The organism is Flavobacterium sp. WC2509 (genome assembly GCF_052683105.1).
Genome location: NZ_JBQZFG010000001.1, coordinates 3,083,760 through 3,097,635 on the forward strand (window position 1 = coordinate 3,083,760; position 13,876 = coordinate 3,097,635).

General features: G+C 32.0%; 10 protein-coding genes and 2 tRNA genes. 4 read left to right on the top strand and 8 right to left on the bottom strand.

Translation table 11 applies throughout. The features are described from left to right. Window positions 1-181 precede the first annotated feature (181 nt). From ACUN3A_RS12865 to ACUN3A_RS12875, 3 genes are all read left to right on the top strand, one after another. Window positions 182-2,398, top strand: coding sequence for a hypothetical protein (locus ACUN3A_RS12865; RefSeq protein WP_445551689.1), 2,217 nt, complete (start codon window positions 182-184; stop codon window positions 2,396-2,398). Window positions 2,399-2,401: 3 nt separating this feature from the next. Further along, the gene (locus ACUN3A_RS12870; RefSeq protein ID WP_445551690.1) at window positions 2,402-3,310 is read left to right on the top strand and encodes a hypothetical protein; all 909 of its coding nucleotides are present in this window, start codon (window positions 2,402-2,404) and stop codon (window positions 3,308-3,310) included. A gap of 353 nt (window positions 3,311-3,663) precedes the next feature. After that, window positions 3,664-6,675 (top strand): glycosyl hydrolase, encoded by a 3,012-nt coding sequence (locus ACUN3A_RS12875; protein WP_445551691.1) that lies wholly within the window; start codon window positions 3,664-3,666, stop codon window positions 6,673-6,675. A 291-nt stretch (window positions 6,676-6,966) separates the two neighbouring features. Here ACUN3A_RS12875 and ACUN3A_RS12880 read toward each other — a convergent pair whose 3' ends face one another. From ACUN3A_RS12880 to ACUN3A_RS12915, 8 genes are all read right to left on the bottom strand, one after another. Beyond that, window positions 6,967-7,137 (bottom strand): Arc family DNA binding domain-containing protein, encoded by a 171-nt coding sequence (locus ACUN3A_RS12880; RefSeq protein ID WP_089352030.1) that lies wholly within the window; start codon window positions 7,135-7,137, stop codon window positions 6,967-6,969. Window positions 7,138-7,141: 4 nt separating this feature from the next. Continuing rightward, the gene (locus ACUN3A_RS12885) at window positions 7,142-7,996 is read right to left on the bottom strand and encodes an SPFH domain-containing protein (protein ID WP_445551692.1); all 855 of its coding nucleotides are present in this window, start codon (window positions 7,994-7,996) and stop codon (window positions 7,142-7,144) included. 231 nt (window positions 7,997-8,227) lie between these two features. Then, window positions 8,228-9,495 (bottom strand): IS3 family transposase gene (locus tag ACUN3A_RS12890; protein ID WP_445550800.1). Its coding sequence is split into 2 segments (ribosomal slippage): window positions 8,228-9,156 and window positions 9,156-9,495, totalling 1,269 coding nucleotides; the frame shifts between segments, so codons are not numbered across the junction. 197 nt (window positions 9,496-9,692) lie between these two features. After that, window positions 9,693-10,247, bottom strand: a complete 555-nt coding sequence (locus ACUN3A_RS12895) for a porin family protein (RefSeq protein ID WP_445551693.1) — start codon at window positions 10,245-10,247, stop codon at window positions 9,693-9,695. Between the two features lie 88 nt (window positions 10,248-10,335). Next, window positions 10,336-11,472, bottom strand: coding sequence for a helix-turn-helix domain-containing protein (locus ACUN3A_RS12900; protein ID WP_445551694.1), 1,137 nt, complete (start codon window positions 11,470-11,472; stop codon window positions 10,336-10,338). Window positions 11,473-11,825: 353 nt separating this feature from the next. After that, window positions 11,826-12,521, bottom strand: a complete 696-nt coding sequence (locus ACUN3A_RS12905; RefSeq protein WP_445551695.1) for a pseudouridine synthase — start codon at window positions 12,519-12,521, stop codon at window positions 11,826-11,828. Between the two features lie 129 nt (window positions 12,522-12,650). After that, a tRNA-Met gene (locus tag ACUN3A_RS12910) sits at window positions 12,651-12,723 on the bottom strand. A gap of 34 nt (window positions 12,724-12,757) precedes the next feature. Then, window positions 12,758-12,830, bottom strand: a tRNA-Met gene (locus ACUN3A_RS12915). 117 nt (window positions 12,831-12,947) lie between these two features. On the opposite strand from ACUN3A_RS12915, the gene era reads away from it, so the two are divergent. Next, window positions 12,948-13,829 (top strand): GTPase Era, encoded by an 882-nt coding sequence (gene era, locus ACUN3A_RS12920; RefSeq protein WP_445551696.1) that lies wholly within the window; start codon window positions 12,948-12,950, stop codon window positions 13,827-13,829. Window positions 13,830-13,876: the final 47 nt, after the last annotated feature.

The window sequence follows — 13,876 nt, forward strand, 5'->3', positions numbered from 1 at the left end:
CATAGAGCAATTTATTTCTAATTATAAGTAAGTATTTATTTTAAAACCACTACATAATTATAGTTTAATTCTTATATATTTACAAAATAATTATTACTATGAAACAAATTTGAGTTTTAATCTTTGTCTCAAAGTGATATAAAAGTGATTAAGTAATTCTATTGTAAATAAAAGAAATAGTATGTCTGAATTAAAAATATTTGGAAATTCAACACCTAAAATAAGTGTGGCGGAATCTTATTCGGTAAACGAATTATTCTCTAGCGCAATACCTACTAGAAATTTTGGTGGATCAAAACCTGATTCTTTTGAATATCCAGTGGAGTGGACGGTACATGTGTTAGAAAATGGCAGATGGCGTAAAACAAAAGAAAATGACAAAACAGGTAACACTGTTTTCTATACTTTTTTACAAAAAAGCTTAGACAGAAAAGGGATTCGAATTATGGTTCAAAAAGGCGGGCAAAGAGCTCGTCTAGACATAAAAGTACAAAAAGCAGATAGCCCCAAAATAGTGAGTATTGAGTTTTTAGATTCTAATGGTAAAGCTCCTTCGGAACCTTTTGCTTACGGTCAAACACTCAAGGCGAGAGTACATTGCGTACACATGGAAAGGCATACAGTATATGCTACTTTATGGGAGGATGATGCCAAAGGTGCTGGGCACAACAAAGCGAATGAAAAGAATAAAATGAAAACACTTTCCGGCACTGTAAAAAATGGAATTGCCGATATTGATTTTATTTTAGTACCTGATTTTGCCAAAATCGCTGATGCCATAAAAGCGGAAGGGGATGCTGATGAGGGTAAAACACATGAGTATTATGTCACAGCCGAAATTTTGAATAAAAAAACAGCTAGTGCTAATACTAATGTTGATAATCCTAGTTACAAGGATACAACAGTAAAACCAACAGTCTCAACTAAAGTAACTCCCGCTCAGAAAAAAGGCCCATCCAAAAAACAAGAGAAAGAAAAATCTAATGGTGATAACATTATAGATTGGTGTGAAGGTTTATTTAAAGTAGCTCCAATGATTGTACCTAATCCAACAACGCCTACAGGAAATAATCCTCTAAAAGTTGGAGAGCCTGATAAGGATTCTAAAGAGGAGAAAAAAGAGGAAAAGAATGGTACTTGTGTTTGTAAGGACTATGATTTGATTTGGGGAAATAAAGTAAGTTGTGACTTTAGAAAGAAAGTTATTGAAATTAGTAAAGATTTATGGCCTGATAAATATAAGACAATGGCTAATGGATTAATGGCCGTCATGAAAGTGGAAACATCTGAAACATTTTCTCCATCGAAAATTGAATTAGTTAGTTATATAGACGACAATGGAAAAAAAAGAAAAAAATATCAAGGGTTGTCAAAAGAAGCTATTAACAAACTTGGTGAAAATTTTAGTGGAGCAGTTGGTTTAATACAGTTTACAAAAGATGCGATTGATGCTTTAAACAAAGAAAATTCTCTAAATCTCAATAAGAAAAAACTAGCATTGATGACTGATGTGGAACAACTTGAATACGTTAAAAAGTATTTCATGCTGTATAATTGGCATAAAAAACTATTATCCCCTGAAGATATCTATTTACAAGTATTTGCTCCAATTGGTATAGTTAAAAATGATAATTATGTGTTATATGAAAAATATGAAAATCCTGAAACAGAAAAAGAAAAAATAAGTACTAAAAATTATAATGCAAACAAAAGTGTTGATCAAGAGAACAACAACGATAATAAAATTCAGCGTGTTGAAATATTAGGAAGATATCGTATAAGTTTTGCTGAAGGTCTTTCGAAAAAAGAAAAAGAATTTACTTGTGGAGCGGTAAAAGATAAAGAGGAAAGTAATGATATTGGGGTTTTGGATGAAATGAAATCACTAGTTGACAAACATATTCCTTATAGTCAACTTGGAGTAAGAAATTCGCTTTCCGAAAAAGGATTAAAAGGTTTAGATTGTTCTGAAACCGTATCAATTTATTTAACTAAACTAGGAATAACAACCAATGTTAAAGAACTAAACACAGGAGTCATGACTACGCAAAAGGATTTTAGAAAAGCAATAGACTCAGAAAATATTGATTTTGTCTCTGGAAGTGCATCAAAAGATTTTAAACCTAAAAGAGGTGATGTTTTTGTATGGAGAAGATTAGATGGTGTTGGTCATACTGGAATTGTATATGACTTCGATGAAAAAACCGACCTCGTTACTATATTAGAAGCGATTGGTTACATAGGTAGTGCAGATGAAACTACCAATAACAATAATGGAGGTTATTCTGGAAAAGGCAGTTCAAGAACTGCTGTATACAAACGAACAGGTAAAGCTTTATTAAATCATGCAGGTTGGAAAGGCTATTTTAGACCAAAAAATTACACTAAAAAATTATAAAAAATGAAATTAATTAAATTATTAGGACTGCTCCTTCTTCTTACTTCTTGTAAAGGTAATAATGATTCAGAAACACTTAAAACTGAAGAAAAAAATACAGATGTAAATATAGTGGTTAACGAAACAGATTATTCTGATGAATCACTAGACAATCTTTTAAAATGCGGTGATTATTCATATATGGATGGATACTTTACAATTCCTGATTATGGATGTATATATCAATCAAATATAACGAATAAATTAGGAAATGTAGAAGTATATCTTATTCCTAAAGAAAAATTTAATGTAGATGGTGATATTGATAAAGCAGAAATCAAGATTAATAAAATGGATATTAATAGCTTGAAGGAATCCTATGATATATGCATATTTCTAATTGATAAAAAATATTTAAAGCACAATGTCAATATGGATGTTCCTTATTATCCTAATTACCCATACAAACAAATAATTTTTAAAAATATAAATGGTTTGTGGAAAAAGTCCATAACTCTCAATATAAATAGCGAAAATGACTCACAATATAAAGATTGGAAAAATAAATTTTTAAATAATTCTAACCAAATACTAAAAGATAAAAACATCGAATTAAAAGGGGACTATGTGATCAAAACTGATGTTTCTAGCGTCGAAACTGGCAATCCAATTGGGATTAGTTTTTATTTTAATTTTCGTAGTTCTGAAGCTATTTTAAGCATCGGAACAAATAATTCTCTTGAAGCATATTGTGAAGGAACTTACAGTATTACTCAAGACAACGATACTATTAAATTAAAATATACAGGTGAAGGAATATGCACTTCTGACGAAAGCGAAAGTATGTTTTTGATAAAAAAAGAAAAAGATCAATATTATATAAAAAGCAAAAGATTTTATGATTACAAATGGCAAATATTAAATAAAAAATAATTTAACCTTACTCTCCGAGGTATCCTTCCGAAAAGCTGCGCAAATGTCTCTGACTTTGCGCATTTTTTTTATGTTCTTGTAAAATAACTTTACTTTATATAGCGATGGAAAATTTAATATGTCATCATAATTCAATCACATAGTTAAGAAGTAAAACCTAAGTTCTATTCTGCTTTTTGTTTTTATATCCAATTTAAAATGCATTCTTACAGGACACTGCAGGACAAAAGAAAGGCATTAAAAATATATTTTTAACAAAATTAAATCCCAAGCTAATTTTTATGAATTGTTGTTAGTCATAGAATTAATGTCAATTTGATTGGTGAAAATTCAATAAATTAAATTTTGTAAATATGTTACTCATAAATAAGCGCTACGGTTTATATAAAGAAAAGGGATGTCTGTTTTTGTTTGCATTTTTCCTTTGTTTGTCTGGTCTATTTGGACAAAACAGAGAAATAGCTACAGATTTTAAAGAGGGTAAAGGAGCTTCTCCTTATGTTATTTGGCAATGGATGAATGGTCTTGTAACCAAAAAAGGAATTACGTATGATTTGGAAGCCTATAAAAAGGTTGGAATTACAAACGTTCAGCAATTTTTAATTGGCTCTACTCAACTAAGTATTGAAGATCCAGAAAATACGGTGTTTAGTGATAAATGGTTGGATTTGATGCAGTATACACTTGCAGAAAGCAAAAGACTTGGTTTTGATTTTGGAACTCACAACTGCCCTGGTTGGTCATCAAGTGGTGCTCCAGGTTTGGATGTTGCCTATTCTATGCAAAAGGTGATATGTTCAAAAACGACTGTTTCAGGAAAACAATCTAAGGAAAAGATAATCGCCAAAGGCGAAGTAAGCACCGAATGGAATTATTATAAAGATATCTGTATCATAGCCATTCCATCAGGAAAAAAAGAGCTAAAAAAAGAAGATCTGATCATTATAACAAACGGTTTGGATGCAAAAGACAGATTGATAAAAGCATTACCACAAGGGGAATGGACTGTTTTGAGATTTGGTCATACAACTACTGGGCATCGTAATGAAACTGCACCTTTATCAGGTCAAGGTTTGGAAGTAGACAAATTGAGTAAAGAAGCCTTGGATCATTTTTGGGAATTATATCCGGGAAAATTATTAAAGGCGATGGGAGAGCACGCCGGAACTACATTTAAACGCATCGAAATAGATAGTTATGAAGCAGGTAATCAGGATTGGACTCCCAACATGGCGGCTGAATTTAAACAACGCAGTGGTTATGATTTGCTTCCTTGGTTAATTACTAGAGAAGGTTTTATATTAGAATCCAATGACCATACGAGACGCTTTAAAAATGATTGGTCAAGAGTAATTAATGAGTTGTTTGCTCAAAATTATTATGGTCATTTAGAAGAGTTGGTTCATAAAACTCCAGGCTTAAATTTTTTGGTTGAACCTTATGGAACAGGGAAAAAGAACTTTGATGATAGCTCAATACGTGGAATTGGAGATATGGTCATGTGTGAGTTTTGGGCGAGTCCTGCCACTTGGGGTTGGAGCAGCATTTTGCCAGTTGCCAGTAATGCACATCTAAACGGGCAGAAGATAGTAGCGGCCGAAGCATTTACAGGTCAGCCACAATATGCCTGGCAAACGGACTTAGCCGATTTAAAAAAAGATGGTGATAGAGCCTTTTGTAAAGGAGTAAACTTGTTTATGTTACACGCATGCGCTCACCAGCCTTGGCCAGATCTAAAACCAGGAATGACAATGGATTGGTGGGGAACACAATTTGGTCCTTCACAAACTTGGTGGGATAATGGTGCCAAAGAGTGGGTAGCTTATGTTACTAGATGTCAGTTACTGCTACAAAAAGGATTATTTGAGAGCGATATTTGTTACTTACAACTTTTCAGTGATAAGAATGCTTACAGTCCTAAAGGTTTCAAGGCAGATATTTGCAATGCCAAAGAACTTCAAAACCGCTTTTCGGTAGTGGAGAATAAACTGCAATTACCTGATGGTAAAACTTTTAAATTTTTAGTACTGCCAAAAAGAGGAAGAATCGAATTAGAAACTGTGAAAAAAATTCAAGAATTAGTAAACCAAGGTGCTGTCGTCATTGGTGAAGGTTTTGAAGGCGTTCCTGGATTGAATAATTATTTAGATGAAAATGCCGAAGTGCAAACTATTAGCGAGAAACTTTTTGGAGCTGTTGACGATAAAGGAAAGGTTCAAAAAAGCATTCGAAATATTGGAAAGGGTAAAGTGTATGCAGGGTATTCTGTCGATGAAGTAATAGCATTAGAAAATATAGTAAAGGACGTTGAAATTGTAGATGATAAAAATGATATGGATTGGATTCATCGTAAAGATGATAATAAACATTATTACTTTATTTCAAATCAATCTTCCGAAAGGAATCAGAAAACAATTAAATTTAGAGTTTCTGAAATGAAACCTGAAATATGGAATGCAGAAACAGGTGAAATGAAAGAGGCATTGGTTTGGGAAAATAATGGTGCGACTACAGCTGTAACTGTCGATATGAAACCTAATGAATCTTTTTTTGTCGTTTTTATCTCTAAAATAAAAGATGCCGAAAAACCAAACATAAAATCAGTAACGCTTAATGATAAAGTGGTTAGCACCGCTGAATACATTACGAATAACACAGAAGATACTTATTTGATTTTAAAAAATAAAGGAACCTATAAACTTCAGTTAAACGATGGAAAGGTCATTGTAAAGAAACAAAATAAGGATGCTGAAAAGCTGTCTTTAAATACCAATTGGAATGTTACTTTTCCTGAGAAACTAGGAGCTCCAGCCTATGCTTATTTTAAAGAATTAACACCTTGGAATGAAAATCCTGAATTTGGTATTAAACATTTTGCAGGCTCGGCTACTTATGCTAAAACATTTTATTTGAAATCAAATCAGATTAAAAATAAAAGGATAACTCTTGATTTAGGCGAGGTGAAAAATATTGCCACTGTAACGGTAAATAACCAAGTGGCAAAAGTGCTTTGGACTCCTCCTTTTGTTTTAGATATTAGTCAGTATTGTAAAGAAGGAGAAAACAAAGTAGAAGTTAAAATAACCAATTTGTGGGTAAATAGAATTATTGGAGACAAATACGAACCTGAAGATTGCAAGTGGGGACCAATGAGAACATTTACGTATGTTGATCCAAATCCTTCCATAGGCAGAAACCTGTTAGAAATACCAGATTGGGTAAAAAACAATACACAAAGACCAAGCACAAATCGCATCACTTTTAGTACATTGGATTTCTTTGATAAAAGTAAACCACTTTTACGTTCAGGTTTAATAGGGCCAGTAACAGTTGTAATTGAAGAATTGGGTCAAATAAAGAACTAAATGAAAAACGCTACTGTCTGGAGAGTTTTTAAAAGAAAAATGCGCAAATGTCTTTGACTTTGCGCATTTTATTTTTAAATCTAATAAAGGCTATCAATTTTTCTAGAGTACTGTAAATTCTTGTTTTTTAGGTATAAAAAAACTCCAGATTTCTCTGAAGCTTTTCTAGTATTCCTGACGAAACAATTCTCAAACCATTGTATTGATGTTTTAAAAATTGAGATATTTAGTAAAAGATCATTTTGAAAAACAGCTTAACTATGGCTATAGTTTACATAATCATTATATTCTTTATTTTTTTTGTTCATTTTTTTCCTTTAATCTTTTTGCATTCTTTAGACTATTATTAAGCATCCATTCAATCTGACCATTGACACTACGAAATTCATCATTAGCCCATTTTTCAATTGCTTTCATCGTTTCTGAATCAATTCTTAATGCAAATGACTTTTTTTCAGACATCTTTTTATTGATTTAAAGTACCAGTATTAATCACAGGTTTAGTTTCACTATCGCCACAAAGTACTACCATTAAATTACTTACCATTGTTGCTTTCCTGTCTTCATCAAATTCTATAATTTCTTTATCTGCTAATAGTTTTAAAGCACTTTCAACCATACCAACGGCACCTTCTACAATTTTATGACGCGCAGCAACAACAGCCGACGCTTGTTGTCGTCGTAACATCGAATGAGCAATTTCAGGAGCATAGGCCAGATATCCAATTCTTGACTCTATTACTTCTATTCCTGCAATTTCTAATCGTTGCGTAACTTCGTGTTCAAGTGCTTTGTTAACATCGTCAAAATTAGTACTTAATGTTACAGTAGCTCTCTCGTCTTCAAAATGGTCATATGGAAAAGAACCTGCAAGTTTTCTAACAGCCGAATCCGTTTGAATTCTAATGAATCCCTCATAGTTATCAACTTCAAACGTAGACTTAAAGGTATCTTTGACTTTCCAGACTAATATAACACTAATCAAAATAGGATTCCCCATTTTATCATTAACCTTAATTTTTTCGCTTTCAAAGTTTCTGGCACGCAAAGATAAACTTGTTTTATTATAAAAAGGGTTTACCCAAAACAAACCACTTTCTTTAACACTTCCTATATAATCTCCAAACAGTAATAAAACTTGTGAGCTGTTCGGGCCTATTACAATAAAGCCCTTTGTTAAAAGAACAGATAGTAGTAGTGAAGCCACTGCTAATATCATGTTGTTTGAGATAAAGCCATATATTGCTACTGCCATTGAAAATAATAGAATGACAACAACCAAATAGCCATTGAAAGGTGTTAAAACTTTTTCTGTTTTCATAATGAGTAATATTTAAATGATATTAAATTGATATCATAAAGATATATAATATTTTAATGCAAAAACATTTTTTTTATATAATTTATAAGTTTGAAAATAGGAGTGAAGTTGGAATTAAAGTATAACTAATCCGATACCACAGATTTGTAATTTGTGTCTGTGAAAAAAATCTAAAAAGTAATTATTGAGTTGTCCTGAAAAAGGTTGACTCGATTAATATTATAAAATTAGTTAAATCGGGACAGAATTACTTCTGTTCCGATTTATTTTTTTCCATCGTTTTAGTTTAATATTATTTTGAGAATGCGCTTGATTAGGAGTAAGCATATTTATAGACAAATGGACTCTAATTTGATTGTAAAACAGAATAGATTCTTCGACTTGCTTTTTTAAGTTTTCAACATTCTCAAAAATTTCAAATAATCCAAACTCTTCTTTTAAAATTCCATTTACCCTTTCTGCAATTGCATTTTCATAGGGATCATAACTTTGCGTCATGCTTATCCGAATGTTGTTTCTGGATAAACATTCGGTATATTCTTTGCTACAATACTGCAAGCCTCTGTCTGAATGATGTATAAGATTGTTACTGTATTTTCTATTAATAACAGCCATTTTTAAAGCTTCTAATGTAGAAGCTGCCATTAAATTATCCGATAATTTATAGCCCACAATTTTCTTCGAATAGGCATCTGTTATCAGATGTAAATAATGTGTTTTATCTTTAGTTCTAAGGTAAGTAATATCAGCTACCCAAATTTGCTCAGGCCTTTTGATTTCTATCTCTTTAATTAAGTTTGGATATTTACGCATCCAATGTCTTGAATTGGTTGTCTTGTAATATCTTCGAACTTTCGGAACTAATAAATATTCATCTCGTAAAAAATCAAATAATTTATCTCTGCCTATCTTTATTTGATGTTTCTTAAAATCATCTTTCAACATAAAATATAGTTTTTTACCTCCCGTTTTGGGCAGTTTTTGACGCACTGACATCACTAAAGAGTTTAGGCACTCTTTGTCTAAACCTGATTTTAACAGATGTGTTTTTCGTTTATAATAAGCTTGTTTGCTATACCCAAACAATCGACATATTCCCTGAGGACTAATCCTGTAAATATGATTTATTTCTTGGACTGCTTGGAACCAGACTTTTTTACAATCTCAACTTTTAGCTCTCGTTCGGCTATTTCTATAAACTTTTTAAAAACCAACAATTCTTGTTCTTTCTTGGCTAATTGTGCTTCAAGTTCTTTGATGCGCTGAGATTGAGGATCTTTCATAGGACGGCCAATGGTTAGTTTATCTTGATAGGTAAATTTACCATATTTTTTTAACCAACGGGGTATACAGCTGTTACCACGAATATTATAGCGCCTGCGAAGTTCCGCTTTTGTAAATAATCCCTGTTCAAATTCTTTTACTACTTGCTTTTTGAATAGCTCTCCGAAAGTTTGTGGAGCTAACGGCTTTTTGAATTCTTTTCTTTCTGTTGACATAATTAAGGTAATTATAGTCAACTTTTTTCAGGACGAGACATATAACGAAAAAAGCTCCAGATTTCTCCGGAGCTTTTCTATTAGCGGAAAGCATTAAAATAGCTAACCAATTTATTGAAGATTTTTATAAAACTGCAACAAGAATTTGACTTCTTTTTTAGATTGAATCATAAATTTTACAAACTAATCATTAAGTTTTAGAAAAAGAAATAACCAACCGATATTTGAAATACTCCGTTTTTATTGTTACTGGAAGAATTAGGTAAATCATTAATATCAGTTAATCCCAGATTATATCGTACGCCAAAATTAAGTCCGTTGTCAAGCTTATAGCCTAAGCCAAAATTAACACCAAAATCAAAAGTTTTAAACGAATCTTTTACATCTGTCTTTTCATTTTTAGCAGAAAGTAAAAAACCTATTTGCGGTCCGGCTTCAACACTAAATCCTTTTGTTAAATAATACTTTCCCATTAAAGGAATGTTCAAGTAACTTAAGGCAATTGTATTATGATTGAAACTATATCCCTGACCCGAATACATTAATTCAGGTTGAAAAGAAAATTTATCAGAAATGGGAATTTCTGATAAAACACCAAAATGAAATGCTGTTACAACATCACTACCTCCGGTATTATCTCCGCTGATAGACGCAAAGTTTAAACCTCCTTTAGCACCAAATTTAATTTCTTGGGCATTAACATTTGTAAATCCTAAAACTGTAACAACAGCTAGTAATAAAATTTTTTTCATAAAAATTGTTTTGAATTATTTGAAGCCAAAATTCGTTTATGAAAAATTAGAAAAGGTTTCAAAAGCTTAAAACTGTATAAAATGGTACTTATTTGCTGGTGTTTTTATATTCATTTGGAGTTTGACCAGTAACTTTTTTAAAGGCTTTGTAAAAAGTTGTCTTTGAAGTAAACCCAGATTCTAATCCCATCGCCAGCAAATTATAGTTTTCATATTCAGAATTTGAAATCATTTCCTTTACAGCTTCAACCCGATAGTTATTTATGTAATTGGCAAAGTTGTCTTCTGTTATCGTATTTACAATTTGTGAAACATATCCTGGGCTTATACCTAATTTATCCGCGACTTTTTCTCTGTTTAATGTACTGTCGGTATAAATGTGCTGGTCTTTGCAAAGAAGTTCCAGCTTTTGAAAATAAAGATTATCTGCCGTGATAGATTCCTTATATTCTTCTGGTGTATTATATTCTACAATTTGCAGATTGTTATACGAAAGAGCTAAATCATTATTTAGAAAATTGTAAACAGCATCTTTGTTTTTGGCCAATTTGTATTTGTAAATGCCTACATAAGCTGTCCAGTGAATTATGAATGTTGCAGATAAAGCCAGCACACTCATAGCCGAAGAAAGATTGAACTTAATAAATAAACTAGCTAGATATATAATAAGAAAAGCGAATATTAATGAAGTAACAATTGTTAATAAGGTAATTATCCATTTTTTTTCCTGTGGATCTCTTAGATGTTTTATAATAAAATAGGAGTAAAGAAGTAGAAATGGTATGAATGTAAGGGCTAAAATAAGATGAACAAGACCAAGTATTGTCATTAGACCATTGCCTGATTCGGGAATAGTATAAATTCCTGCAACATAATCAAGATCACGTGCAATATTAAGGACAGCGGAATAAGCAAATGGAATAAAATATAAATAAACTTTTTGTTTGCTTTTTACAGTATCATCAATCCGGTTTTTAATAAAGAGGAATAGGAAAGAAGGTAATAGAAATATCCACTCGATATTGTCAATAAAGTGCAAAAAAGGATAAGTAGTAAACGTGTTTTCAACCTCAAAAACATGATTCAGTAAGATAATTGAAAGTGTAAATAATAAATATGCTAGATATTTATTTGAATTACTATTGAATAAAGAAGACTTTAAAATAATTAAGCCTAAGACTATTCCCTGAAAAACTGCAATATTTAAAAGTGTTGTATAAATCAATTTTTTAAGATAAAAGTTATTCTTGAGATTTGTTTTGGGCCATCATAGTAATAAGTCATTTTTTGAAAAATAACTTATTTCATACTAATTGGTAAGACGAATTTATAGTAATACTGATGATTTTTCTTAAGGGATTAAGAAATGATTAACTAAAATGAACAGCTCTCCGAGGAGTTCTCATGCAAGCTGTGCGAATGTTTCCTGACTTCGCACCCGCAATCTGAATTAGACATTGTTTTGTAAATCTAAATAAACAAAAAAAGCTCCAGATTGCTCTGAAGCTTTTTGTTTTAGTAGCGGGAAGTATGCGCATCATAAATTCAAAGTAGAATAATAATTTACAAATTAGTATTCTACTTATACTTACTCAAATCTAGATTAAGAATAGTACCTACTCTGCTAAACTCTTCATTAATCTTTGCATTCAAGATTAGTTGTTCATTTTTTATTGGATGATTAAAAATTAATTGATGTGCATGAAGCATCATTCCTTTTAGGTCATAATTCTCCAACCATAATTTATTTTGTTTGTTACAACCATGTGGACGGCTTCCTAAAATGGGATGAAAAATATGTTTGAAATGTTTTCTTAATTGATGCATACGTCCAGTTTTTGGAATTGCTTCTACCAAACAATATCGTGAGGTTGGTTTATTATTAAATTCTAAGGCAACTTCGGCATTTTGTAAACGATGAAAGTATGTTATTGCATTTTGCTTGATGTCATCATCATTAGTTAAATCATAATCAATTGTTAGTTCTTCGGGCGACCAACCACGTAAAATGGCTAAATATTTTTTTTCGACTTCGCGTGTGGCAAAACGATCATTCATAATTTTCAAAATCTCTTTATCCAACGCAAATAACAAGACGCCAGATGTTTTGCGATCTAACCGATGAATAGGATAAACGTGTTGCCCTATTTGATTTCTCAATTCCTGAATAGCATACACTTTTGCATCGCGCGCATAAAATGATTTGTGAACCAACAATCCACTTGGTTTATTGATTGCTATAATATATTCGTCTTGGTAAAGAATTTCTAACATTTCAATATTCTTTTATACTGTTGATTATGTTACCCTGCTGGTGCGAGCATCCTACTCGTGAACACAACGAGACGTTGAGAAAGAGGATTAAAACGAAAAAAGCTCCAGATTTCTCTGAAGCTTTTCTAGTAGCGGGAACAGGACTCGAACCTGTGACCTTCGGGTTATGAGCCCGACGAGCTGCCTACTGCTCTATCCCGCGATGTGCGTTTTGTAATCTCAATAAGGCTACTTAGTAGCGGGAACAGGACTCGAACCTGTGACCTTCGGGTTATGAGCCCGACGAGCTGCCTACTGCTCTATCCCGCGTTGTTTCGGGTGCAAAGATACGCCGAATTTATAGAAAAACAAGAAAAACTTAAAAAAATGTTTTATTTCCTGTATTGACTTGATATAACTACCTTTGCAAAATAAATTATAATAGAAATGTCACATAAAGCAGGTTTTGTAAACATCATAGGGAATCCAAACGTTGGGAAATCAACGCTAATGAACGCCTTTGTTGGTGAAAGATTATCAATTATTACGTCTAAAGCGCAAACAACACGTCATAGGATTCTTGGAATTGTAAATGGAGAAGATTTTCAAATGATCTTGTCGGATACGCCTGGAATTATCAAACCGGCTTATGAAATGCAGGAATCGATGATGAATTTCGTGAAATCTGCTTTTGAAGATGCTGATGTTTTAATCTATATGGTTGAAATAGGGGAGCAGGAATTAAAAGATGAAGCTTTTTTCAATAAAATTATCCATTCTAAAATTCCAGTTTTATTGTTGTTGAATAAAATTGACAACTCAAATCAAACACAATTGGAAGAGCAAGTGGCTTTTTGGACTGCTAAAGTTCCTAATGCAGAGATTTATCCAATATCGGCTTTGCAGAATTTTAATGTTCCAGAAGTTTTTCAAAGGATTATTTCGCTTTTGCCAGAATCACCTGCCTATTATCCAAAAGATCAATTGACAGACAAACCAGAACGTTTCTTTGTAAACGAAACGATTCGTGAAAAAATATTATTGAACTACAGTAAAGAAATTCCGTACGCGGTAGAAATTGTAACCGAAGAATTCTTCGAAGATGAAAATATCATCCGAATTCGTTCTTTGATTATGGTAGAACGCGAAACTCAAAAAGGAATTGTTATTGGTCACAAAGGTGCTGCTTTGAAAAAAGTAGGTATGGATGCCCGAGTAGATTTAGAGAAATTCTTTGGAAAACAAATCCACATTGAATTGTATGTGAAAGTGAATAAAAACTGGAGAAGCAACGCCAATATGTTGAAACGTTTCGGTTATAACCAATAGGTTTTTATTTTACAGAGTTATAGGCCGTGTTTTAAAAAAAATCGACT